General features: G+C 72.1%; 20 protein-coding genes. 11 read left to right on the forward strand and 9 right to left on the reverse strand.

Going from position 1 to position 24,369, the window contains the following annotated elements; all coding sequences use genetic code 11:
* Positions 1–21: 21 nt before the first annotated feature.
* From DC008_RS25395 to DC008_RS25405, 3 genes are all read right to left on the reverse strand, one after another.
* Entirely contained in the window at positions 22–2,055 is a 2,034-nt protein-coding gene (locus tag DC008_RS25395) for a flotillin family protein (RefSeq protein ID WP_164492372.1), read from the reverse strand.
* Between the two features lie 110 nt (positions 2,056–2,165).
* Positions 2,166–2,603 carry a hypothetical protein gene (locus DC008_RS25400; protein WP_108708924.1) on the reverse strand — a complete coding sequence of 146 codons (438 nt, stop codon included), beginning with the start codon at positions 2,601–2,603 and terminating at the stop codon, positions 2,166–2,168.
* Positions 2,604–2,845: 242 nt separating this feature from the next.
* A complete protein-coding gene (locus DC008_RS25405) occupies positions 2,846–4,198 on the reverse strand; it encodes a diacylglycerol/lipid kinase family protein (protein ID WP_108708925.1) in 1,353 nt (450 codons plus the stop codon).
* Positions 4,199–4,325: 127 nt separating this feature from the next.
* On the opposite strand from DC008_RS25405, the gene DC008_RS25410 reads away from it, so the two are divergent.
* Positions 4,326–4,862, forward strand: a complete 537-nt coding sequence (locus DC008_RS25410; protein WP_108708926.1) for a hypothetical protein — start codon at positions 4,326–4,328, stop codon at positions 4,860–4,862.
* On the opposite strand, the gene DC008_RS25415 is transcribed toward DC008_RS25410, so the two are convergent.
* The 3 genes from DC008_RS25415 to DC008_RS25425 form a co-directional block, all read right to left on the reverse strand.
* Entirely contained in the window at positions 4,852–6,012 is a 1,161-nt protein-coding gene (locus tag DC008_RS25415) for a serine hydrolase domain-containing protein (RefSeq protein ID WP_108708927.1), read from the reverse strand. The genes DC008_RS25410 and DC008_RS25415 overlap by 11 nt on opposite strands.
* A 187-nt stretch (positions 6,013–6,199) precedes the next feature.
* The gene (locus DC008_RS25420) at positions 6,200–6,895 is read right to left on the reverse strand and encodes a glycerophosphodiester phosphodiesterase (RefSeq protein ID WP_108708928.1); all 696 of its coding nucleotides are present in this window, start codon (positions 6,893–6,895) and stop codon (positions 6,200–6,202) included.
* A 17-nt stretch (positions 6,896–6,912) separates the two neighbouring features.
* The gene (locus DC008_RS25425) at positions 6,913–7,974 is read right to left on the reverse strand and encodes an adenosine deaminase (protein WP_108708929.1); all 1,062 of its coding nucleotides are present in this window, start codon (positions 7,972–7,974) and stop codon (positions 6,913–6,915) included.
* A gap of 156 nt (positions 7,975–8,130) precedes the next feature.
* On the opposite strand from DC008_RS25425, the gene DC008_RS36075 reads away from it, so the two are divergent.
* Positions 8,131–8,889, forward strand: a complete 759-nt coding sequence (locus tag DC008_RS36075; RefSeq protein ID WP_235074436.1) for a DUF4190 domain-containing protein — start codon at positions 8,131–8,133, stop codon at positions 8,887–8,889.
* A 16-nt stretch (positions 8,890–8,905) separates the two neighbouring features.
* Here the strand turns inward: DC008_RS36075 and DC008_RS25435 are convergent, their stop codons facing one another.
* Positions 8,906–9,466 (reverse strand): NADAR family protein, encoded by a 561-nt coding sequence (locus DC008_RS25435; RefSeq protein WP_208645977.1) that lies wholly within the window; start codon positions 9,464–9,466, stop codon positions 8,906–8,908.
* A gap of 198 nt (positions 9,467–9,664) precedes the next feature.
* On the opposite strand from DC008_RS25435, the gene DC008_RS25440 reads away from it, so the two are divergent.
* From DC008_RS25440 to DC008_RS25475, 8 genes are all read left to right on the forward strand, one after another.
* Positions 9,665–11,200 (forward strand): gamma-aminobutyraldehyde dehydrogenase, encoded by a 1,536-nt coding sequence (locus tag DC008_RS25440; protein WP_108708931.1) that lies wholly within the window; start codon positions 9,665–9,667, stop codon positions 11,198–11,200.
* A 49-nt stretch (positions 11,201–11,249) separates the two neighbouring features.
* On the forward strand, positions 11,250–12,497 hold the full coding sequence (locus tag DC008_RS25445; protein WP_108708932.1) for a polyamine ABC transporter substrate-binding protein: 1,248 nt from the start codon (positions 11,250–11,252) through the stop codon (positions 12,495–12,497).
* 4 nt (positions 12,498–12,501) lie between these two features.
* The gene (locus DC008_RS25450) at positions 12,502–13,671 is read left to right on the forward strand and encodes an ABC transporter ATP-binding protein (RefSeq protein ID WP_108708933.1); all 1,170 of its coding nucleotides are present in this window, start codon (positions 12,502–12,504) and stop codon (positions 13,669–13,671) included.
* Positions 13,671–14,606: an ABC transporter permease gene (locus DC008_RS25455; RefSeq protein ID WP_108708934.1), complete on the forward strand. Its 936-nt coding sequence runs from the start codon at positions 13,671–13,673 to the stop codon at positions 14,604–14,606. The genes DC008_RS25450 and DC008_RS25455 overlap by 1 nt, the downstream gene beginning before the upstream one ends.
* Positions 14,606–15,406: an ABC transporter permease gene (locus tag DC008_RS25460; RefSeq protein ID WP_108708935.1), complete on the forward strand. Its 801-nt coding sequence runs from the start codon at positions 14,606–14,608 to the stop codon at positions 15,404–15,406. The genes DC008_RS25455 and DC008_RS25460 overlap by 1 nt, the downstream gene beginning before the upstream one ends.
* 22 nt (positions 15,407–15,428) lie before the next feature.
* Positions 15,429–16,856, forward strand: a complete 1,428-nt coding sequence (locus DC008_RS25465) for an NAD(P)/FAD-dependent oxidoreductase (RefSeq protein WP_108708936.1) — start codon at positions 15,429–15,431, stop codon at positions 16,854–16,856.
* A gap of 130 nt (positions 16,857–16,986) precedes the next feature.
* On the forward strand, positions 16,987–17,454 hold the full coding sequence (locus DC008_RS25470) for a bifunctional DNA primase/polymerase (RefSeq protein WP_108708937.1): 468 nt from the start codon (positions 16,987–16,989) through the stop codon (positions 17,452–17,454).
* A gap of 65 nt (positions 17,455–17,519) precedes the next feature.
* Positions 17,520–19,313: a chitinase gene (locus tag DC008_RS25475; protein ID WP_108708938.1), complete on the forward strand. Its 1,794-nt coding sequence runs from the start codon at positions 17,520–17,522 to the stop codon at positions 19,311–19,313.
* Here the strand turns inward: DC008_RS25475 and DC008_RS25480 are convergent.
* Positions 19,252–20,115: a phosphatase PAP2 family protein gene (locus DC008_RS25480; protein ID WP_108708939.1), complete on the reverse strand. Its 864-nt coding sequence runs from the start codon at positions 20,113–20,115 to the stop codon at positions 19,252–19,254. The two genes, DC008_RS25475 and DC008_RS25480, sit on opposite strands and share 62 nt — an antisense overlap.
* Positions 20,116–20,308: 193 nt before the next feature.
* Positions 20,309–21,643: a 4-aminobutyrate--2-oxoglutarate transaminase gene (gene gabT, locus DC008_RS25485; RefSeq protein WP_108708940.1), complete on the reverse strand. Its 1,335-nt coding sequence runs from the start codon at positions 21,641–21,643 to the stop codon at positions 20,309–20,311.
* Positions 21,644–21,987: 344 nt separating this feature from the next.
* On the opposite strand from gabT, the gene DC008_RS25490 reads away from it, so the two are divergent.
* Positions 21,988–24,291 (forward strand): type IV secretory system conjugative DNA transfer family protein, encoded by a 2,304-nt coding sequence (locus DC008_RS25490; RefSeq protein ID WP_244221414.1) that lies wholly within the window; start codon positions 21,988–21,990, stop codon positions 24,289–24,291.
* Positions 24,292–24,369 lie beyond the last annotated feature (78 nt).

The following is a 24,369-nucleotide window of genomic DNA, read 5'->3' on the forward strand; positions in this document are numbered from 1 at the left end:
CGGCTCCGGACCACGGGCCGGTCAGCCCTGGGCGCTGCCGTTGAGCGAGGCGAGGGGGGTCTCCGCGAGACCCAGTTCGCCCGCCCGGTCCAGCAGCCGCTGGAGCTGACCGGAGTCCGCCGAGCCCGACTTCATGAGCTTCATCAGCAGCGCGGACACGGTGAGGTTCTGCACGTCCGCCGTGGAGACGGAACCGAGAACGTGGGTGAGGTCGTCGCCGAGGTCCCGCGAGCCGTCCAGCCAGGGCCGGCCGAGCGCCTGCGCCGTCTCGGAGTGCCGGACGAACCCGTCGACGCCCTTGCCGAGCGCGATGGACGACACCAGACGGTCGAAGAAGACCGAGTCGCCGCCGACGATGTCGATGTCGGCGTTCTCCAGACCGGTGGCGAGCACCGTGGCCTGCGCCTCGGCGACCTGCCGCTGCACCTCCAGGCCGGCCAGCCGGATGTCCTTCTCGGCCTCCAGACGCAGCCGGTACTCCTCGTGGCCCCGGGACGCGTCGTCCAGCGCGGCCATCGCCGCCGCCTTCTCGGTGAGTCCGGCGGCCTCGGCCTTGAGCTTCTCGCCGACGCCCTGCGCCTCGGCGAGCGCCTTGGCCCGCGCCCCCTCGGCCTCGGCGCGCATCCGGGCCTCGGTGGCCTCGGCCTCCGCGCGGCCGGCCTTCTCGATGACCTCGGCCTCCTTGTCGCGGACCTGCACCGCGGCCAGCCCCTCGGCCGCCGCCTCCGCCTGGATGCCCTCGGAGAGGCGGAGCTTGGCCCGCGCGTCCAGGTCGGCGCTCTTCAACCGGGCCTCGGCCAGAGTCAGTTCCTCGGCCGCGCGGTGCACCGCTGCCTGCTCGGCGGCCTCGGCGGCCTTGATGTCCTTGACCAGCCGCTCCTGTGCCTCCGCCTCGGCGGCGATGATCACGGCCTGCCGGTCGCGCTCGGCCTCCTCCACGGCCCGCAGCCGCTTGATGGCCTCCTCCTGCTCGGCCACCGTACGGTCCACGGCGACCCGCTCGCGGACCACCTCGGCGATCTGCCGCTTCTCCGCCTCGACCTCCTTGTCGGCCGCGATCCGGGTCAGCTGCGTCTCCCGCTCACGGGCGATGACCTCCAGCAGACGGTCCTTCTCGATGCGCTCGCTCTCGACGGCGATGACCCGCTCGCGGTTCTTCGCGGCGACGGCGACCTCGCGGGCCTGGTTCTCCCGCTGCACACCGAGCTGCTCCTCGGTCTTGAGGAAGGCGGCCTGGGCCCGCAGCCGCTCCTCCTCCACCACCCGCGCCGTCTCGGCCTCCTCGCGCGCCCGTACGGTCTCGATCTCCCGGCGCTGCTTGATCTCGGCGTCGGCCTGCCGGCGCTCCAGCTCCAGGATGGCCTCGCGGGCGTCGACGTTCTGCCGGGTGATCTCCTTCTCCTCGGTGCGCTGGGCCTCGTTGGTGCGCACGTGCTCGACGGCCGTCAGCTCGGTGATCTTGCGGATGCCCTGCGCGTCCAGGACGTTGGCGGGGTCGAGCTGGGTGAGCGGCGTCTGCTCCAGGAAGTCGATCGCCGCGTCCTCCAGGTGGTAGCCGTTGAGGTCGACGCCGATGACCTCGATGATCCGGTACCGCAGTTCCTCGCGCTTGGTGTAGAGGTCGGTGAAGTCCATCTGCTTGCCGACGGTCTTCAGCGCCTCGGAGAACTTCGCGTGGAACAGCTCCTGCAGCGTGTTCCGGTCGCTGGCGCGGGCGGTGCCGACGGCCTGGGCGACCTTGATGACGTCCTCGACCGTCTTGTTGACCTTGACGAAGAACGTGATCCGGATGTCCGCGCGGATGTTGTCGCGGCAGATCAGCCCTTCCTTGCCGGCCCGGGTGATCTCGATGGTCTTCACCGAGATGTCCATGGTCTCGGCCTTGTGCAGCACGGGCAGCACGACCTGCCCGGTGAAGGTCACGTCGACCTTGCGCATCTTGGAGACGATCAGGGCCTTGCCCTGCTCGACCTTGCGGAACAACCGGGCGACGACCAGTACGACCAGCAGGCAGGCGACGACGAGCGCGCCGATGCCGACGATCATGGGAACCATGACATACGTCCTTCAGGCGTAGGTGTGCGGAGAACAGGCGTGGGTGAGCGGGCGCGCGGGCGCAGGCGGGTGCGCGGGCGCGGCTCGGCAGGTGGGGGCGGCGGCGCGGCTCAGGCTGCGCGGTCCCGCGTCCGGAGCGCGGGGGTGCCCGCGCGGTCCGCGCGACGCGCGGCCGGCCCGGGTTCGTCGGGGAAGAGGCGGTGCAGCCGCCGGACGAGAAGGCGGGTCGCGGACCAGGCCAGGACCAGGGCGGCGACCGGCACGGCGAGCCGCAGCAGCGGGCCGGCGGCGCTCCCGGCGGGGACGAGGACGGCGAGCGGCACGGCCGCCCCGACGCTCAGCGACCAGGCGAGGAACGTCAGCAGCGACAGCGCGACCGTCACGGGCACCCCGCCCAGCCCCCAGCCGCGCAGGTCCACGTCGGCGTCGAAGCCGCGGACACCGGCCAGTCCGGCGGCGACCAGGAGCCAGTAGCAGACGGCCACGACGAGGGCGGCGCTCAGCAGCAGGGTGGGCAGGCCGGTGGCGGCGGTCAGAACCGTGCGCATCTCCGAGCCCCCTCTCCCTGTGCGCCGAGAACGGCGGCGCGTGTCGTCCGGGGTGCGGCGCGGCGTACGGCGCGATGCGGGACACCTGCCGGTGTCCGGCATCGCGCCCGTCCGTCGTGCTCCCCGCGGACCATGTTGCCGGAGGCCATCCCGCTCGCGCATTGCCGGTTTCCGGCAATGTTCGCCGACGTTTACATGCCGGACGGCTCGCCCGCGGGCCGGAGCGCGCCGTTCCGCGGAGGTCACGCGGTGTGGTGCCGGTGGTGGACGGCGGTACGGCCCACCGTCGCCGCCATCCGGCCGAGCCGGCGCCAGTCCAGCCGGGCCTTGCGGCGGGGGACGCCGGGTCGCTCGCGCGGGACGCGGACGCGCAGGGCGCCCGGCCGGACCCGGCAGCGCACCGGGGTGGGCAGCAGCAGCGCCTCCCCGTCCACACCGGCCTCGATCTCGGGCCGGTCGGCGTCCACCACCACCTCCCGTGCGGTGACCAGGGTGAGGCCGTGTGGTCCAGGCGTCAGCAGCAGTGCGGCGGCCTGGGCGGCGCTGTCCACGCGGATGCCGAGGACGCCGAGCACCCCGCCGTCGAGGCGGTCGCGGTAGCCGAGCCCGAAGGGGTCGTCGGTGCGGTAGACGTTGTTGCTGACCAGCACGGCCTGTGGAGCCTCCAGCGTGGTCCGCCCTGCGCGGGCGGTCAGCCGCGGGCCCTGCTCGCCGAGGAGCAGGTCGGGCAGCAGCTCCAGACTGGTGCCGATCTTCGCCTCCCGGTAGCCGGGGCTCTGCACGATCGCCGCGTACGCCCCGAAGGACGCGTTGTTGACGAACGGCCGGTCGCCCGCGAAGCCGAGGTCGACGCGCAGCTCCACACCGTCGGTGAGCGCGTCGAGGCAGGTGGACGGGTCGTCCCGGTCGAGGCCCAGGTCCATCGCGAAGTGGTTGCGGGTGCCGGCGCTGATCACCAGGAACGGCAGCCCGTGCTCGGCGGCGACCGCCGCGACCAGCGCCTGGGTGCCGTCGCCGCCCGCGACCCCGAGCAGGTCCGCCCCCTTCGCGACGGCCTCACGGGCGAGCGCGGTGACGTCCTGCTGCCGCTCGGGGTCGAGGAGGACGACCTCGGCGCCGAGCCGCTCCGCCTTCTCCTTCAGCCCGAACCGGCCCACCTTCCCGTCGCCCGAGCGCGGGTTCATGATCAGGAACGGCCGCCGTGCGGGCGGCGCCCTGCGCTCGCGCATCACCCGCACCCGGGTCTCGCCCGTGCTCCCCAGCGCGTACCGCCCGCTCACGACGGCCACCGCCCACAGCGCCACCGACACCAGCAGCGACCACAGCAGGGTGAGCGCGAACAGGGCGACGAGCGCGGCCGGCACGATCAGCGCCACCAGGGCCGCGACCCAGCGCAGGGGGCCGCGCAGGGTCAGCGTCCACCACAGCGCGACCGCGCTGACGGCCAGTCCGACCGCCGCGGCCAGGAGGAGCAGCAGGCCGACACCGCCGCCGTGGACCAACGGCACGAGCACGGCGAGCGCGGCGGCGACGAGCGCGCCACGGGCCGCCCACCGCTGCTTCACAAAGGCGCGCCCGCTCAGGTCGAGGGCCATCGTTCCTCCGTTCGCCCCGTGCACATCGTAGGACCGGTCTGTCTACGGATGCTCGCCACGGCCGCGTCGAACCCCGTTACCGCGAACCCGCTTTTGAACATGTTCAACCCAGGCGTAGGGTACGGCCATGAGCGACAGAGCCGCCCTGCTCAAGGGCATCCGTGTGTGGTTGGTCCTCTTCGTCGTCTGCCTCGTGCTCAGCGGGGCCACGGCCTTCCCCCTCGTCCACGAACTGCGCTGGACGGAGGACCTGTTGCGGGCCCTGTCCGTCCAGGAGAGCCTTCCCGGCCTGACGGACTGGATCGCGCGGGTCCGGCAGGGACTCGACACCGCGGACGCCGAATACCCCTTCCTCCTCTACGGCACGGACTGGCTGGCCTTCGCCCACCTCGTCATCGCCGTCGCCTTCTACGGCCCCTACCGCGACCCCGTCCGCAACATCTGGGTCGTCGAGTTCGGGATGATCGCCTGCGCCGGAATCATCCCGCTCGCCCTGATCTGCGGGCCGATCCGCGGCATCCCGCTGTGGTGGTCCGTGATCGACATGGCGTTCGGCGTCGTCGGGGTGATACCGCTGTACGTCGTGCGCCGAAGGATCAAGCGCCTGGAGGCGCTCACGGGGGCGCCGGCGCCCGGGGCCCCCGCCGCAGCCGTCAGCGGTTGAACGCGGGGAAGGCGAAGCGCTGGGCGATGGCCAGGCCGTCGCCCTTGGCATCGGTGGAGTTGACGGAGTACACGACCGTCCGGGACAGGTCGCGGGTGGCGGCGACCACCGTGTGATAACCGGGCCGGGAGCCCGTCTTCCCCCAGATCACCTTGCCGTTGAGCTCGAAGCGCTCCAGACCGGCGGCCATCGTCGCCCCGTCGACGTCCGGCACCGTGAACATCTCCTTCAGCTGCGGCTTCGGCACCACCCGGCCGCTGAACAGGGCGACCAGGAGCCGCTCCAGATCGGCCGTCGTGCTGATCAGATCGCCGGCGGCGAACCGGTCGCTCATGTTCCAGTCGGTCACGTCGACGAGCCGCCCGTCGATCCAGTCGTAGCCCCGGTTGTGCGGGCCGTGAATGCGGGGGTCGGGCCCGGCCGGGAAGGACGTGTGCCGCATACCGAGCGGACGGAAGATGCGCACGGCCGCCTGATGGGCGTACGAGTCGCCGGTGACCTTCTCGATCAGCAGGCCCAGCACGGTGTAGTGGATGTTGCCGTACCGCTGGAACTCACCCGGCGCGTGCTCCGGGTCGGGGCCCTTGGCCACCGACGCGGCCACCACCTCCTCGGGGGTCAGCGTCTCGAACCGGCGCTCGTAGGCGGTGTCGACGTCGTCGCCGAGGGAGGCGCCGGGCTGCAGACCGCTGGTGAAGTTCAGCAACTGCCGAACGGTGACGGGTGCGAAGTCGTCGGTGAGCAGACCGGGCAGGTACCGCTGCACGGTGCCGTCGAGCGAGATCCGCCCCTCCGCCGCGAGCTGCAGCACGAGGGCCGCCGTGACGATCTTCGTGGTGGAGCCGGCCCGGAACCGGGCGTCCTCCAGCGCGGGCGCCCCCGACCGGACGTCCCGCACCCCCGCCACCCCGTGCCAGCCGCCCCGGCCGCCCACACGGATCAGCGCGGCCGTGGCGTCGTGGTCGGGCAGCCCCTTCAGCGCCGCGCACAGGGCCTCGACGTCGGGGCCGTCGGGGTCGGCGGCCTCGATCGCCGCGGCCGAGCAGGTGCCGGTGGCAGGCCGGGCGGACGCGGTGCCGGCCAGCGGCAGCGCGGTCAGGGCGAGCGCGAGCGCGGAGGTGACGAGCGCGGGGAACGGGCGTACGGGCATCTGCTGCTCCTGGTGACGAGGGACCGGTGATCCGGCGGACGGTGCGTGATCATCGTCCGGCCGGACCGGCCGCAGCCGGATCGTCGCCGAGGAGGGCCGGGACCCTGAGTGGGCCCCGAGCAAAAGCCGTGCCTGGCACGGGAGTTGATGGGGGATGGCCCCTACGGGCCCCCGCGCCGGCCAGGTGTCAGGACCGGTTGCTCCGGTCCCGGACGGCCAGCAGGACGTCGACGCGGTTCGTGGTGATCGAGTCCACGCCGGCGTCCAGCAGACGGCGCATGGAGCGCCCGGTGTCCGGGGTCCAGGCCGACAGCAGCAGCCCGTCCCGGTGGACGCGCTCGGCGAGAGCGCGATCCACCAGGGTGAAGCGGCAGTTGAGCCAGCGCGGCCGGACCGCCGCCAGCAGACCGGGGCGCGGCGGCGCCTTCGTCGTCCACGTCAGCGCGATCTCGGCGGCCGGGTCGGCGGCCCGCACCGCGAGCATGGCGGGGGCGCCCGCGCAGTAGTACACCCGCTCCCCGGCGCCGCACGCCCGCACCACGTCCACGATCCGCCGCGCCGTCCGGACATCGGGGGTGCCGGGCAGATCGAGCATCATCCGGCTCCCCTCGCAGACCGCCAGCGCCTCCTCCAGGGTCGGCACCCCGCCCGCCGTCAGTCCCCGTACCTCGGCCGCCGACAGCGAGAGCAGCGGCCGGTCCAGCTCCCACAGCCGGCGCAGCGTCGCGTCGTGCAGCAGCACCGGCACACCGTCCCGGGTGAGCCGTACGTCGATCTCCACCGCGTCCGCGCCCAGGACGAGCGCGGAGCGCAGCGAGTCCAGTGTGTTCTCGCGGACGCGGTAGGGGTCGCCGCGGTGCGCGACGGCGGTCACATGGTGCATGGGGTCATTGTGGCCGCTCAGGGCGCGAGCCACCCCGCCGTGTACGTGTCGATCTCGGCGGCGATCCGGGCCTTGCCGGGCTCGTCCAGGAAGGACGCGGTCACGGCGTTCTTCGCCAGCTCCGCCAGGCCCCGCTCGTCGAGGCCGAGGAGCCGGGTGGCGACGGCGTACTCGTTGTCGAGGTCGGTGCCGAACATCGGCGGGTCGTCGGAGTTGATCGTGACGAGGACCCCGGCCTCCACGAACCGCGCCAGCGGGTGCTCCTCGATCGTGCGCACCGCGCGCGTGGCGATGTTGGACGTCGGGCACACCTCCAGCGGAATCCGGTGCTCGGCGAGGTGGGCGAGCAGCTTCGGGTCCTGTGCGGCACTGGTGCCGTGCCCGATGCGCTCGGCGCGCAGCTCGGTGAGCGCGTCCCAGACGGTCTGCGGGCCGGTCGTCTCCCCGGCGTGCGGCACCGAGTGCAGCCCGGCCGCGATCGCCCGGTCGAAGTACGGCTTGAACTGCGGCCTGGGCACACCGATCTCCGGCCCGCCGAGCCCGAAGGAGACCAGGCCCTCCGGGCGCAGCCGGTCGTCGGTGGCGAGCCGCGCGGTCTCCTCGGCGGACTCGAGCCCGGCCTCGCCGGGGATGTCGAAGCACCAGCGCAGCACGGTCCCGAACTCGGCCTCGGCCGCCTTGCGCGCGTCCTCGATCGCCTCCATGAAGGCCCGCTCGTCGATACCGCGGCGGGTGGAGGAGAAGGGGGTGATCGTCAGCTCGGCGTAGCGCACCTGCTGGCGGGCCAGGTCGCGGGCCACCTCGTAGGTCAGCAGCCGCACGTCCTCGGGGGTGCGGATGAGGTCCACGACGGACAGGTACACGTCGATGAAGTGCGCGAAGTCGGTGAACGTGAAGTAGTCGGCCAGCGCCTCGGGGTCGGTGGGGACCTTGGAGTCGGGGTGCCGGGCGGCGAGTTCCGCGACGATGCGGGGGGAGGCGGAGCCGACGTGGTGGACGTGCAGTTCGGCCTTCGGCAGCCCGGCGATGAACGCGTGCAGGTCGCGCGGAGCGTCGGCGTCGACGAGATGGTCGGTCAAGGTTCCTCCCCGGAACGGCGTCCGCGCGGCCGGGGTGCCGGCGGCGGGGCGCGGGTGATCGGCTGATCGGTGACTCGGGATCATCGTAGGCCGGGACCGCGACCGGCCGGCCGGGGCCTTAGCATGACGGAACGTACGACTGAGGGGGGTCCGCGCATGTCCGACGACACGCAGGCGCCGGAGGTGCCGGAAGGCCCCGGGGCGCCCGAGGACGGGGCCGCGGCCCCGAAGACCTCGCTGGAGAAGACCGGGCGCCCGCCCGTGCCCGCCGCCGAGGAGCGCGACCCCTGGGCGCCGCCCGCGCCGGGCGGCCCCGGACACACCGTCGCCGCGAACGAGCCGTCGGCCTGGGCCGGCCCGACCGTGCACGACCAGCGGACGATGGCCGCGCTGCCCACCCCGGGCCCCGGACAGCCGGGCCCGTCGCCCTGGGCGCACCCCGCGGCGCCCGGCCAGGCGGTCCCGCCGTCCGACCCCTTCGCACCGCCGGCGTACCCCGGCCCCTACGGCCCGGCCGCCTCGTACGGCGAGCCCGTCCCGCCGCCGCCGATCGGCCCCGAGGGACCGGGCCAGGTGCCGTACGGCTATCCCGGCACCCCTGGTCACCCGGGCGCCCACGCGCCCGGCGCCGGACCGTCCTACGGCTGGCCCGGGATGCACCACCCCCTGCCCAGCAACGGCATGGGGACGGCCGGACTGGTGCTCGGCATCATCTCCGCGGCGATCTTCTGCCTGTGGCCGATCGCCATCGTGCTCGGTGTGCTGGCGCTGATCTTCGGCGCGATCGGACGCGGCAAGGCGCGGCGCGGCGAGGCCACGAACCCCGGTCAGGCGCTCGCCGGGATCATCTGCGGGATCACCGGCATCGTCCTCGGTGTGGGCCTGCTGGTGATCTCGGTCTTCGCGAGCCTGTAGGGGCCCGGCGGGTCTCCTACGGGGTGGCCCGCAGCCGCTCGCGCGCCTCCATCAGGGCGAACCCCAGCAGATTCGGGCCCTTCCAGCGCTCCGGGTCGGCGGCTCCCTGGTCGGTCGCCGCCAGTCCTATGCCCCACACCCGGTCCACCGGGCTGGCCTCCACCAGGACCCGGTCGCCGGTGCCGAGCAGGTAGCCGCGCAACTCGGGATGGGCGGCGAACTTGTGCACCGAGCCCTCCACGACGATCCGGAAGCGCTCCCGCGCCCACACCGCGTCGTCGAACCCGCGCACCAGCCGGCCCGCCTTCTTCGCCTCCGCCGGATGCTCCGCGGCCAGCGCCAGCCGCTCTGCCTCCGCATCCCGGAAGAGCCGTGCCTTCGCGGCCATCATCCAGTGCTCGGCCGTCGGGTAGCGCACGCCGTCCACCGTGAACGGCGACGGCCACCACTGGCTGAGACAGCTCGCGCCGACACGTCCGTCCGGTAGCGGCCGGTGTCCCCAGAAGTGGAGATACTTGACCCTCGCCCCCGTGCGGACCTCCTGTTTCAGGGCGTCCCAGGAATCGATCCTCACCATGTGCCCGAGTCTGGCACGCACCACCGACAACCCGTCCTCGGTTTTCCGTGCCGACTCGACACCTGGTCGACAGATTCCGTCGCGTAACCAAATGGCAACAACGGAATCACTTGTTGGAGTCCACCTGCTCTGTCAGGATCGGCACTCAAATCGAGCCTGAGCCACGCCGGCCCCACTCCGGGGCACGGAGGGAGCGACATGCACAACCCGGGCAACCCGACCCCGGAACGATTCCCGGCCCAGGACCGCTTCGCCGACGGCGCCCAGTTCATCGCGGGCCGGTTGACGAAGGGGACCTCGGGGCGCACCCACGCCGTGGTCGACCCCGCCACGGGCGAGGAGGTGTACACGTACGAGCTGGCCGGAACGGACGACGTGGACGCCGCCGTCGCCGCCGCGCGCGCCGCCTTCCCCGGCTGGTCCGGCGCCACCCCCGCCGAGCGGTCCGACGCCCTGCACCGCTTCGCCGCCGTGCTCGCGGAGCGCGCGGAGGACTTCGCCCGCGCGGAGTCCCTGCAGTGCGGCAAGCCGCTCAAGCTCACCCGTGAGTTCGACGTGCCGGGCACGATCGACAACACCGCGTTCTTCGCGGGCGCCGCCCGCCATCTCCAGGGCCAGTCGGCGGGGGAGTACTCCGGCGACCACACGTCGTACGTCCGGCGTGAGCCCATCGGGGTCGTCGGCTCGATCGCCCCCTGGAACTACCCGCTGCAGATGGCCGCCTGGAAGATCCTCCCGGCGATCGCCGCGGGCAACACGGTCGTGCTCAAGCCCGCCGAGCCGACCCCGCTCACCTCGCTGCTGTTCGCGCAGGCCGCCACCGACGCCGGCATCCCCGACGGTGTGATCAACATCGTCACCGGCACCGGCAAGGAGGCCGGCGAGCACCTCGTCGGCCACCCCGACGTGGCCATGACGTCGTTCACCGGCTCCACCGGCGTCGGCAGGCGCGTCGCCGAGATCGCCACCGCCACCGTCAAGCGGATCCATCTGGAACTCGGCGGCAAGGCCCCGTTCGTCGTCTTCGACGACGCCGACCTGGAGGCCGCCGCGCACGGCGCCGTCGCCGGCTCGCTCATCAACACCGGGCAGGACTGCACGGCCGCGACCCGCGCCTATGTGCAGCGGCCGCTGTACGAGGCGTTCGTCGAGCGCACGGCCGCCCTGATGGAGAGCGTCCGCCTCGGCGACCCGTTCGCCCCCGGCACCGACCTCGGCCCGCTGATCTCCCACACCCAGCGCGACCGGGTGGCCGGGTTCGTCGACCGGGCGCGCGGCTACGCGCGCGTGGTGACCGGCGGCGAGGCCCCACGGGGAGATCTCAGGAACGGCGCGTACTATCGCCCCACCCTGGTCGCCGACGCACCGCAGGACAGCGAGGTCGTGCAGTCCGAGATCTTCGGACCGGTGCTGGTCGTCCTCCCCTTCGACACGGACGACGAGGGCATCGCGCTGGCCAACGACACCCCGTACGGCCTCGCCGCCTCCGCCTGGAGCCGTGACGTCTACCGGGCCAACCGCGCCACCCGCGAGATCAAGGCGGGCTGCGTGTGGGTGAACGACCACATCCCGATCATCAGCGAGATGCCGCACGGCGGCTACAAGGCGTCCGGCTTCGGCAAGGACATGTCCGTGTACTCCTTCGAGGAGTACACCCAGATCAAACACGTCATGTTCGACAACACCGCGGTCGCCGCGAAGGACTGGCACCGCACCGTATTCGGGGACCGATAGCAGCCAGGCCGCCCGACCCGCGGCCGACTCCCGAAAGGGCACCACGCGCATGGAGCAGTACGAGCCCGACCGCCTCTCCCCGCCCCAGGTGGCCGCCATGCGGCGCAGCCTGCGCAACGGCAGGGCCGCCATGACCCGCCGCAGCCTGCTGCGCGCCTCCGCGGGCGGCGCGCTCGCGGCCGGCGGTCTCGGGGCGCTGTCCGGCTGCGGCATCCCCGCGGCCGGCGACACCAAGGGCGGCGTCTCGGCGGAGGACCACTCGGCGAAGGAGAAGACCGTCAGCTTCTCCAACTGGACCGAGTACATGGACATCGACGACAGCGGGCGCAAGCACCCGACGCTGGAGGCGTTCACCAAACGCACCGGCATCAAGGTGAAGTACACCGAGGACATCAACGACAACACCGAGTTCTTCGGCAAGATCAAGCCGCAGCTCGCCGCGGGCCAGGACACCGGCCGCGACATCATCGTCCTCACCGACTGGCTCGCCGCCCGTCTGATACGCCTCGGCTGGGTGCAGAAGCTCGACGCCTCCAACCTGCCGCACGCCTTCGCCAACGTGGCGTCGTCGTACCGGAGCCCCGACTGGGACCCGGGCCGCGCCTACTCCTATCCCTGGCAGGGCATCGCGACCGTCATCGCCTACAACAAGAAGGCGCTCGACGGAGTCGAGGTGAAGAGCCTGTCCGACATGCTCGACAACCCCAAGCTCAAGGGCCGGGTCGGGCTGCTCACCGAGATGCGCGACACCATGGGCATGGCGCTGCTCGACATGGACAAGGACCCGCGCGACTTCACCGCCGACGACTACGACGCGGCGCTCGCCCGGCTCCAGAAGTGCGTGGACAAGGGCCAGATCCGCCGCTTCACCGGCAACGACTACACGTCGGACCTGACCAAGGGCGACCTCGCCGCCTGTGTCGCCTGGGCCGGTGACGTCGTCCAGCTGAAGGCAGACAACCCGGACATCGACTTCGTCATCCCGGACAGCGGCTACATGCTCTCCAGCGACAACATGCTGATCCCCAACAAGGCGCGGCACAAGACGAACGCCGAGCGGCTGATCGACTACTACTTCGAGCCGCAGCCGGCCGCCGAGCTCGCCGCCTACATCAACTTCGTCTGTCCCGTCGACGGGGTGAAGGACGAGCTCGCGAAGCTCGACGAGGACGCGGCGAACAACCCGCTGATCCTCCCCGACAAGGCCATGCAGGCCAAGTCCCGTGCCTTCCGCTCCCTGAGCAGCAAGGAAGACACGGATTTCGAAGCCAAGTTCGCGAAGCTCACTGGGGCGTGACGAGATGAAGACCACCAAAGAGACCACCACGTCCGCCGCCCACGGCGGCGACGTCCGCCTCACCGGCATCAGCAAGACCTACGGCTCCTTCACGGCCGTCCACCCGCTCGACCTGACCGTCCCCGAGGGCTCGTTCTTCGCCCTGCTCGGCGCGTCGGGCTGCGGCAAGACCACCACCCTGCGCATGATCGCCGGCCTGGAGGAGCCCTCCGCGGGCACCGTCCACCTCGGCGACCAGGACGTCACCGCCCTCCCGCCGTACAAGCGGCCGGTGAACACGGTCTTCCAGTCGTACGCCCTCTTCCCGCACCTCGACATCTTCGAGAACGTCGCCTTCGGTCTGCGCCGGCGCGGCATCAAGAGCGTGAAGAAGCAGGTCGACGAGATGCTGGAGCTCGTCCAGCTCGGCGAGCAGGCCCGCAAGAAGCCGCACCAGCTCTCCGGCGGCCAGCAGCAGCGCGTGGCCGTCGCCCGCGCCCTGATCAACCACCCCAAGGTGCTCCTCCTCGACGAGCCCCTCGGCGCCCTCGACCTGAAGCTGCGCCGCCAGATGCAGCTGGAGCTCAAGCGCATCCAGACCGAGGTCGGCATCACCTTCGTGCACGTCACGCACGACCAGGAGGAGGCCATGACCATGGCCGACCAGGTCGCCGTGATGAACGCCGGACGCGTCGAGCAGCTGGGCTCCCCGGCCGACCTGTACGAGAACCCGCGCACCACGTTCGTCGCCAACTTCCTCGGCTCCTCCAACTTCATCGAGGCCGAGATCGACTCCCGCGGCGGCGACGGCCTGGTCCTCAAGGCCGGCGGCGGCAAGCTGGTCCTCCCCGAGGCCCGCTGCTCCGCGCCGACGACGACCGGCGGCAAGGTGCTGGTGGGCGTGCGCCCCGAGAAGATCTCCGTCACCCACGCCGACGAGGCCGGCGAGATACCCGAGGGCCGCAATCGCATATCCGGCCGGATCGCGGACTCCTCGTTCATCGGTGTCTCCACCCAGTACGTCGTCGACAGCCCCGTCTGCCCCGAGTTCGAGGTCTACGCCCAGAACATCGACCGCGACCCGCGGCTGGTGCCCGGCGCGGAGGTCGTCCTGCACTGGAACCCCGCGCACACCTTCGGGCTCGACGCCACCCAGGACATCGACGCCGGCACCGAGGAAGAGGCGGCGGTCTGATGGCGACCCTCACCGAGGCGCCCCCGCCTCTCACCCCCGCCGCCCCCGAGAAGAAGACGAAGCCGCCACGCCGGCGCGGCCGTCTCGTGCCGTACTGGCTGCTGCTGCCCGGCATCCTGTGGCTGCTGGTCTTCTTCGCGCTGCCGATGGTCTACCAGGCCTCCACGTCCGTGCAGACGGGCTCCCTGGAGGAGGGCTACAAGGTCACCTGGCACTTCGCGACGTACTGGGACGCCCTGTCCGAGTACTACCCGCAGTTCCTGCGCTCGGTGCTCTACGCCGGCTCCGCGACGATCCTGTGCCTGCTCCTCGGCTACCCGCTCGCCTACCTCATCGCCTTCCGCGCGGGCCGCTGGCGGAACCTGATCATGATCCTGGTGATCGCGCCGTTCTTCACCAGCTTCCTGATCCGCACCCTCGCCTGGAAGACGATCCTCGCCGACGGCGGACCGGTCGTCGGTGCCCTGAACACCCTGCACGTCCTCGACGTCACGAGCTGGCTCGGCATGACCCAGGGCGACCGCGTGCTGGCCACCCCGCTCGCGGTGGTGTGCGGTCTGACGTACAACTTCCTGCCGTTCATGATCCTGCCGCTGTACACCTCGCTGGAGCGGATCGACCCGCGGCTGCACGAGGCGGCGAACGACCTGTACGCCCGGCCGGTCACCACCTTCCGCCGGGTCACCTTCCCGCTGTCGATGCCGGGCGTCGTCTCCGGCACCCTGCTGACCTTCATCCCGGCCACCGGCGACTACGTCAACGCCGACCTGCTCGGCTCCACGGACACCCGGATGGTCGGCAACGTCATCCAGTCGCAGTTCCTGCGCATCCTGGACTACCCGACGGCCGCGGCCCTCTCCTTCATCCTGATGGCCGCCATCCTCGTCATGGTCACCGTCTACATCCGCAGGTCCGGAACGGAGGATCTGGTCTGATGGCCGTCGTCAACTGGCTCAAGCGGCACTTCGTCGTCATCGCGGGACTGGTCACGCTCGCCTATCTCCTGCTGCCGAACGTCGTCGTGACGGTGTTCTCCTTCAACCGCCCCAAGGGCCGCTTCAACTACGAGTGGCAGGAGTTCTCCACGGACGCCTGGCGGGACCCGTGCGGGGTCTCCGGACTGTGCGGCTCGCTGTCCGTCAGCCTCCAGATAGCCTTCTGGGCGACCCTCGGCGCCACCCTCCTCGGCACGCTGATCGCCTTCGCGCTGGTCCGCTACCGGTTCCGGGCGCGCGGCGCGATCAACTCGCTGATCTTCCTGCCGATGGCGATGCCCGAGGTCGTCATGGCGGCCTCGCTGCTCACGCTGTTCCTCAACATGGGCGCGCAGCTGGGCTTCTGGACGATCCTCATCGCCCACATCATGTTCTGCCTCAGCTTCGTCGTGACGGCGGTCAAGGCGCGTGTGATGTCGATGGACCCGCGCCTGGAGCAGGCCGCGCAGGACCTCTACGCCGGACCGGTGCAGACGTTCCTGCGGGTGACGCTGCCGATCGCGGCGCCGGGCATCGCGGCCGGCGCGCTGCTCGCCTTCGCGCTGTCGTTCGACGACTTCATCATCACCAACTTCAACGCCGGCTCCACCGTCACCTTCCCGATGTTCGTCTGGGGCTCGGCACAGCGCGGAACGCCCGTTCAGATCAACGTCATTGGCACGGCCATGTTCGTCGTCGCCGTACTGTTCGTCCTGGCCTCCATGGCGGTCGGGAACCGCCGCAAGAAGCAGAAGGCATAGACCCCTGTAGGGAGTTGACATCATGGCCCCGAGCGCCATGAGTTCTGGCAGTCACTGGACGAAGTCCCTCTCCGACGCCCAGCCGGTCCCGTACTGGCTGGACGACCCCGGCCGGCCCCGCCCCGAGCCCGCCCTCACGACCGCCGAGACCTGCGACCTGCTGGTCGTCGGCGGCGGGTACAGCGGACTCTGGACCGCGCTCATCGCCAAGGAGCGCGACCCCGCGCGGGACGTGGTGCTGGTCGAGGGCCGCGAGGTGGGCTGGGCCGCCTCCGGCCGCAACGGCGGCTTCTGCGCCGCCTCCCTCACCCACGGGCTGCCCAACGGGCTCGCCCGCTGGCCGGGGGAGATCCACACGCTGGAGCGGCTGGGCGCCCGCAACCTCGACGAGATCGAGCGCGCGGTCGCCCGGTACTCCCTGGACTGCGACTTCGAGCGCACCGGTGAGATCGACGTCGCCACCGAGCCGTACCAGGCGTCCGAACTGCGCGCCTGGTACGACGAGCTGCGCGACCGGGGCCTGGACGAGGGCGTCGAGTTCCTGGACGCCGATGCGGTGCGGGCGCAGGTCGACTCGCCGACCTTCCGGGCCGGCCTGTACGACCGCAGGGGCGTCGCCATGCTCCACCCGGCCAAGCTGGTCTGGGGCCTCAAGCGCGCCTGCAAGGAGCTCGGCGTCCGCGTCTACGAGCACACCCCGGCCCTGGACCTCAAGCCGTACGGCGCCGGGATGGCCGTCCGCACGCCCTACGGCCGGGTCCGCGCCCGCCGGGTCGCGCTCGGCACCAACATCTTCCCGAACCTGGTGAGGCGGGTGCGCGCCTACACCGTCCCGGTCTACGACTACGCCCTGATGACCGAGCCCCTCAGTGAGGACCGGCTCGCGTCGGTCGGCTGGAAGAACCGCCAGGGCCTCGGGGACTCCGCGAACCAGTTCCACTACTTCCGGCTCTCCGCCGACAACCGCATCCTGTGGGGCGGCTACGACGCCGTCTACCCGTACGGCGGCCGGGTGCGCTCCGAGTACGACGACCGCCCGGAGACGTACGCCAGGCTGGCCGGGCACTTCTTCACCTGCTTCCCGCAACTGGAGGGCCTGCGTTTCACGCACGCCTGGGGCGGCGCGATCGACACCTGCTCGCGCTTCTCGGCGTTCTTCGGCACCGCCCACCAGGGCCGGGTGGCGTACGCGGCCGGCTTCACGGGCCTCGGCGTCGGTGCGACCCGGTTCGGCGCCGACGTGATGCTGGACCTGCTGGCGGGGGAGCGCACCGAGCGCACCGAGCTGGAGATGGTGCGCAGAAAGCCGCTGCCGTTCCCGCCCGAGCCGTTCGCCTGGACCGGGATCGCGCTCACCAAGTGGTCGCTGGCCCGCGCCGACGCGCACGGCGGGCGGCGCAATCTGTGGCTGCGGACGATGGACCGGCTGGGCCTCGGCTTCGACAGCTGACGCCCGCCGGTGATCTCCATGTGATCCACATCACCCAATCGAGGTGCGAAAGCCGCGTAATGCACGCCGGTGACCTCCCTCTCCCTCGTGACGCCGTCGGGCGTCCACGACGAAGAGGGAGGTCATCGTCATGACAGGGGAGAAGTCGGCGGTGGAATGGCTGGCGTCGGTCGCGCCGGATCCGGAGAGCTGCCGCTGGGAGTGGGAGCGCAATCCGCTCGGGGTCGCGCTGCTGCCGGCCGGGCGGGCCTGGGACGTGCTCATCCTGCCGGCCGAGCTGGGCTATCCCACGCTCGACGTGCTCACCCGCATCCTCGACCGGCCGGGCCCGGTCCTGGTCGACTTCGGCGACGCGCGCATGGGGTTCTTCGTCCCGCCGGGCACGGCGGCACGCTGGCTGGGCACCGGGATCCGCACCGCCGGGGCGGGCACCTGGATCGTCGTGCCGTACCCGGGGCGGGCCTCGGGCGGTGTCCGCTGGCTGGTGCCCCCGGACGCCGGCGGCACGCTCACCGACCCGTCCCTGCTCGAACTGGCCATGCACGAGGCGGCCGCAAGCCTCGCCCAGCGGACGGACGGGGAGCGCCGGAACCCTTGACACGGTGAATTGGTCTGGACCAAGTTGGGGGCGGCCCTCCAAATCCCCCATGCCCGGAGGCACTTGTGGACCGCTCCAGACCGCTCGCCCTCCTCATCGCCGCGGCACTGACCCTGCCCGGTCTCACCGCGCTCTCGTCGGCCGCCCGTGCGGCCGACGCCGACGTCGTCCGCAACGGCGGCTTCGAATCCGGCCTCGACGGCTGGACCTGCACGGCCGGTACGACGGCCGACTCGCCCGTGCGCAGCGGCCGTTCCGCCCTCCGGGCGACCCCGGCCGGCAGCGACAACGCCCGCTGCTCGCAGACCGTCACCGTGAAACCGGACTCGGCGTACACGCTCTCCGGACACGTCCGAGGCTCCTACGTGTACCTGGGCGCGAGCGGCACCGGCACCACCGACGTCTCCGCCTGGACCCAGTCCGCCCCCGACTGGCAGCAGCTCACCACGACCTTCCGCACCGGCCCCAGCACCACCCGCGTCACGATCTACACCCACGGCTGGTACGGCACCGGCGCCTACCACGCCGACGACATCTCGCTGATCGGCCCCGGCGGCGACGCCACCCAGCCGCCGGCGCCCCCGACCGGCCTCACCACCGGGTCCGTCACTTCCACCAGCGTCGCCCTCAGCTGGTCGGCGGTCCCCGGCGCCACGGGCTACGCCGTCTACCGCGACGGCGCCAAGGTCCGCACGGTGACCGGGACTTCGGCCACCATCACCGGACTGTCACCCGCGACCGCGTACGCCTTCCAGGTCGCCGCGCTCAACGAGGCCGGCGAGTCCGCGCGCTCCGCCACGGTGACCGCCACGACCGCCGAACCCACCGGCGGCGGCGACACCGGCCTCCCGGCGCACGCGCTGGTCGGCTACCTCCACGCGAGCTTCGCCAACGGCTCCGGCTACACCCGGATGGCCGACGTCCCCGACAGCTGGGACGTCATCGACCTGGCCTTCGGCGAGCCCACCTCGGTCACCTCCGGCGACATCCGCTTCAACCGCTGTCCCGTCACCGAGTGCCCGAACGTCGAGAGCGACGCCGAGTTCAAGGCGGCGATCCGGGCGAAGCAGGCGGCCGGCAAGAAGGTGCTCATCTCCATCGGCGGCCAGAACGGCCAGGTGCAGCTGACCACCGCGGCCGCACGCGACACCTTCGTGTCCTCCGTCTCGAAGATCATCGACGAGTACGGCCTCGACGGACTCGACATCGACTTCGAGGGCCACTCCCTCTCCCTGAACGCCGACGACACCGACTTCAGGAACCCGAAGACCCCGGTGATCGTGAACCTCATCTCGGCGCTGAAGACCCTGAAGGCCAGGTACGGCGACGACTTCGTGCTGACCATGGCCCCGGAGACCTTCTTCGTCCAGCTCGGGTACCAGTACTACGGCACCGGCAAGTGGGGCGGCCAGGACCCGCGCGCCGGGGCCTATCTCCCGGTCATCCACGCCCTGCGCGACGACCTCACCCTGCTGCACGTCCAGGACTACAACTCGGGTCCGATCATGGGTCTGGACAACCAGTACCACTCCATGGGCGGCGCCGACTTCCACATCGCCATGACCGACATGCTGCTGACCGGCTTCCCGGTCGCGGGCGACGCGAACAACGTCTTCCCGCCGCTGCGCGCGGACCAGGTGGCGATCGGCATGCCGGCCACACCCAACGCGGGCAACGGGCACGTCCCGCCGGCCGAGGTCGTCAAGACACTCGACTGCCTGACCAAGCGGACCAACTGCGGTTCGTACGCGACGCATGGCACCTGGCCGGCGCTGCGCGGCCTGATGACCTGGTCGGTCAACTGGGACCGGTTCGGCGGCTGGGAGTTCCAGCGGACGTTCGACGGCTACTTCGGCTGAGGAACAGCCACAGGGCGGTGAGCAGGATCGTGCCCAGGCACCAGCTGGCCAGGACGTCCAACGGCCAGTGGTAGCCCCGCCGGGTCAGCCCGAATCCGACGCCGAGGTTCAGCGCGGCGCAGACGAGGAGGAGGACCCGGCGGGCGCCGGCCGAGCGCAGCAGCGGCAGCAGGAGCAGGGTCGCGGCCCCGTACGCGACGGCGGCCGTGGCCGTGTGCCCCGACGGGTAGTAGCCGGTCGCGGGCGGCACGGCCGGGGTGCCCGGACGGTCGGTGAGCACCTTCAGCGGGATCACCAGCACCGGGACCAGGGTCATCAGCAGGGCCGCGGACACACCCGGCAGCCACCATTGGTCTGTACCGATGCGGCGGTGCCGCCAGGTGACGCAGGCGAGAGCGGCGGCCAGGACCGGCACGGCGACCTGGATGTTGCCCAGATCGGCCAGCAGTTCGGAGAGGCGGCCGGGACGCACGAGGGCCCGACTGGCGGTCTCGTCGAGACCGACCAGCGGGCCGTCCGTCACCACCTGCCAGGTGATGAGCGCGAAGAGCAGGGCGGGAAGCCCGAGAAGGAGAAGGAGGGAGGTCGGCCGCCCCGGAACAGGGGGGGTGGTTCCGGGGCGGCCGTCCGGATCGGATGGTCGCGCGCCCCGGGGGGTTTGGGGCGGGCGACTGTCCGATCGGTGAGGAGATCCGGAGCCGAAGGCGCCGGTTGTGTGCGCGAGGGCACGACCAGGTCGAAGCTGGGGAGGCCCCGGCCTGATGTCGCCCAGAGTCCCCTCCGGGCGGGGTGTATCTCTCATCTGGTTAGAACCTACGGCAGGGAGATGGCGTTAGACAGTCGGAATCGCGTCCTGCCATCCACCTCGCACACCTTCTTCACACGCTCTGACGCCGGCCGCCCCAGCCCCCGGAACCGTACGCGGTGAAAGGGGTGGGGCGGATGAGGCGATGGGGGCCGGTGCACCCGCCCCCACCAGTGGTTTCGCCGTGACCTCAGATACGGGCGAAGGCCTGCTCGATGATGTCGAGGCCCTCGTTCAACAGGTCCTCGCCGATGACCAGCGGCGGCAGGAAGCGGAGGACGTTGCCGTAGGTGCCACAGGTCAGGACCAGCAGGCCCTCGGCGTGGCAGGCCTTGGCCAGCGCGGCGGTGGCCTCCGGGTTCGGCTCCTTGGTGGCGCGGTCCTTGACCAGCTCGATGGCGATCATGGCGCCGCGGCCCCGGATGTCGCCGATGGCGTCGAACTTCTCGGCCATCGCGGACAGACGCGCCTTCATGACGGACTCGATGTTCTTCGCCTTGGCGTTGAGGTCGAGCTCCTTCATGGTCTCGATGGCGCCGAGCGCACCGGCGCAGGCCACCGGGTTGCCGCCGTAGGTGCCGCCCAGGCCGCCCGCGTGCGCGGCGTCCATGATCTCGGCGCGGCCGGTCACGGCGGCGAGCGGCAGACCGCCCGCGATGCCCTTGGCGGTGGTGATCAGGTCCGGGACGATGCCCTCGTCCTCGCAGGCGAACCACTGGCCGGTGCGGCAGAAGCCCGACTGGATCTCGTCGGCGACGAAGACGATGCCGTTCTCGTTGGCGAACTTCACGATCGCCGGCAGGAAGCCCTTGGCCGGCTCGATGAAGCCGCCCTCGCCGAGGACCGGCTCGATGATGATCGCGGCGACGTTGTCGGCGCCGACCTGCTTGGTGATCATGTCGATGGCCTGCTGCGCGGCCTCGGGGCCGGCGTTCTCGGCACCGGTCGGCCAGCGGTAGCCGTAGGCGACCGGGACGCGGTAGACCTCGGGCGCGAACGGGCCGAAGCCGTGCTTGTACGGCATGTTCTTCGCGGTCAGCGCCATCGTCAGGTTCGTACGGCCGTGGTAGCCGTGGTCGAAGACGACGACGGCCTGGCGCTTGGTGTACGCACGGGCGATCTTGACGGCGTTCTCGACGGCCTCGGCGCCCGAGTTGAACAGCGCGGACTTCTTGGCGTGGTCGCCCGGCGTCAGCTCCGCCAGGGCCTCGGCGACCTCGACGTAACCCTCGTACGGCGTGACCATGAAACAGGTGTGGGTGAAGTCGGCGAGCTGCGCGGACGCCCGGCGTACGACGGCCTCGGCGGAGGCGCCGACGGAGGTCACGGCGATACCGGAGCCGAAGTCGATGAGGCGGTTGCCGTCGACGTCCTCGATGATGCCGCCGCCCGCGCGCGCGGTGAACACGGGGAGGACGGAGCCCACGCCCTGCGCGACCGCGGCGGTACGGCGGGTCTGCAGTTCCTGCGACTTCGGGCCGGGAATGGCGGTGACGACGCGGCGCTCCTGGGGAAGTGCGCTCATGACGGGCTCCTGGGGGTGCTCTACGGACGTTTTGTCTTCTCTTTTCTCGCAGGCTAGGGCGGACAGCGGGGGGTGGGCATGCTCCATGTGGGCGTTGTCCGCGCATCCGGTTGTCCGTGGTGGACATGGCGGGGCGGGGCCCCCGGGACGCGACCGGAACACCCGGGTCCGCCGCGTCGGCCGCGTAAGCGGTGGACGGACGGGTGCCGGGCACTAGATTGACTGGCTGACGCTTGCACGGAACGGCTGGTCAGGGGGCAAGGGTGAGAGACGGCGACGGGACGCAGGACGCACGGGGCACGCACGCGACACCCGTGCCCCGATCACGCTCCGCCCTGCCCCCGATGCCCGCAGCCCCGCCCGGCCAGGCCCCCGGCACCTCAGTGGCCGCCTGGCTGGACGAGCCCCGGCCCGCGACGGAGCCCGGCATCTGGCGTCTCGGATACCGGCCGCCGAAGGCCGCGCGGACCGAACGGATCAGCCCCACCGTCGTCGTCGGCATGCTGATCCCGCTGGCCGTCGCCCTCCTGGTGTGGTCGTTCTGGCGGCGCGGCGCGCTGCCGTACCAGTTCACCGTGCTGCGGCTGTTCACCCCGGAGGACTGGTGGTGGGGCGGCACCATGGCCCGGCCCAAGCACCTGGAGGACCAGGCGCTGCAGTACCCGGGCGTCGAGGCGCTGGACGTCTACAACGGCCTCTTCTTCGCGCTGCTCCTCTACACCGTCGCCCGGCTCGGCAGCTGGCCCGCGGTCGTCCGGCATCTGCTGGACACCAGGCCCCAGCCGGCTCGCGCCCTGTGGGCGGCGTTCGGCGCCCTGGCCGCCCTGACCCTGGTCTACCCGGACACCTTCCCGGGTGCCGGCTGGGACCCGCTGCCCGTGGTCAGCCCGCTGTTCTCCCTGATCGTGCTGCTCAGCGACTCCTACGACGTCTACTCGGCGCCCTGGGAGACCGTCCTCCATCTGCTCGTCACCGCCCTCGTCGTGTGGCCGTTCGCCCGGCTGGGCGGCTGGTGGGAACTGGCCCGGGACCGGCTCGCCGCCCGCGCCCATGCGGCGCAGGGGGAGGCCCCCGTCGTCGAGGTGCCCCGGTCCCGCTTCCCCGGACTGCGCGAGGCCGGCCAGCACCAGGCCGCCGACGTCCTCGCCGCCGAGGTCCTCGCCGGACGGATGAACGACGTCGACTGCGCCCGCGTCGAGCACGAGTGGGCGCGCGCCCGGGGCGAGGGCCGTCCGGCGGAGTTCACCGACGCCGTGCTGCGGCAGGGCGCCGCCGCGTTCGCCCATCCGTCCGGCGCCCGGGACCTGCCCGGCCGCACCGCACGGCACGACCTGCTCGGCGGGCAGGTGCGCATCGGCACCTGGGCCGCCACCGAGCGCACCCCGGCCGCGTACGGCGGTGCCGGGGCGGCGCTCGAACCGGCCACGCTGGGCACCTCGCTGCTGGTCGTCGGACCGTCCGGGTCCGGGAAGACCCGGCAGGTGATCGCCCCGCTCGCCGAGTCCCTGGCACTGCAGGCGCTCACCGGGACCTGCGCGGTCGTCGTGGTGTGCGCCGCGGGCAGCGCGGTCGGGCCCGACTCGTCGTACGACGTGGTGGTGCGCGTCGGCGACCCCGCCTCCACCCACGACCTCGACCCCTACGCGGGCAGCGACGACCCGGACGAGGCCGCCGGGTTCCTCGCCGAGGCGCTCGCCGGGGACCTCGACGCGGTCGGCGCCGAGCGCGCCACCACCGCGCTCGCCCAACTGCTCGGCCCCTACCGGGCCGCCCACGGACGCTTCCCCACCCTCCCGGTCCTGCGGGACCTGCTGGAGGGCGACGAACGCGCCCTCACCGACCTGCGTGCCCGGCTGGCCGGCGACCCGCACACGGCGATGCGCCGGGACCTGGACGCCCGGGTCCGGCTGACCGGCACCACCGGCGACCCCGGCCCGGTCCTCGCCGGCCGGCTCGCCCTGCTGGACCGCCCAGCCTTCGCCGGCTTCCTCGGTGCCGGCGGCGGCGAACACCGGCCCTTCTCGCTGCGGGCGGTCGCCCACCACCCCCTGCGGGTCCGGATCGACCTGCCCGAACGCACCCACGCCGAGGTCTCGCGGCTGATCGCCCGGCTGGTGCTGGCCCAGTTCACCGAGATCGTCCAGGACGGGCCCGGCGAGCACTTCGCCGCCCTCGTCCTCGACGACGCCACCGGCGCCGTCACCCCCGAGTCCGTCCGGCGGATCCAGCGGCTGCGCCCGCGCAACGCCGGGGTCGTGCTCGCGCTGCGCACGGTGTCCGACGTACCGGAGGCGCTGCACGGGCCGTTGTACGGGGCCGTCGGCTGCCGGATGGCGCTGTCCGGCGTGACCACCTGGGACGGCAGCCGTTTCGCCGAGGCCTGGGGCACGGAGTGGGTGGAGACCCGCGACGTCGCCCAGCACACCGTCTTCGCCGACCAGCCCATGACCCGGGCCCTGCACCGGCTGCGCAAGCTGGTCACCGGCAAGGCGGTCACCACCGAGGCGGTGACCGTCCGGAAGGTCGAGCGGGAGCGCTGGTCGGCCTCCGAGCTGGCGCACGGGGTGCCGCCGGGGCACGCGGTGCTGTCGGTGACCAGCGTCCGGGGCGAGCACGCCCCGCCGCTGCTGGTCGATCTGCGGGGGTGAGCGCGCGATCCGGGAGCGGGGCCGCGCGATGACCGTACGGTGAGGCAGAATCGGCACAGGCCGTTCATACATGGCGGC

It is taken from the genome of Streptomyces nigra (assembly GCF_003074055.1).
Lineage (GTDB): Bacteria > Actinomycetota > Actinomycetes > Streptomycetales > Streptomycetaceae > Streptomyces > Streptomyces nigra.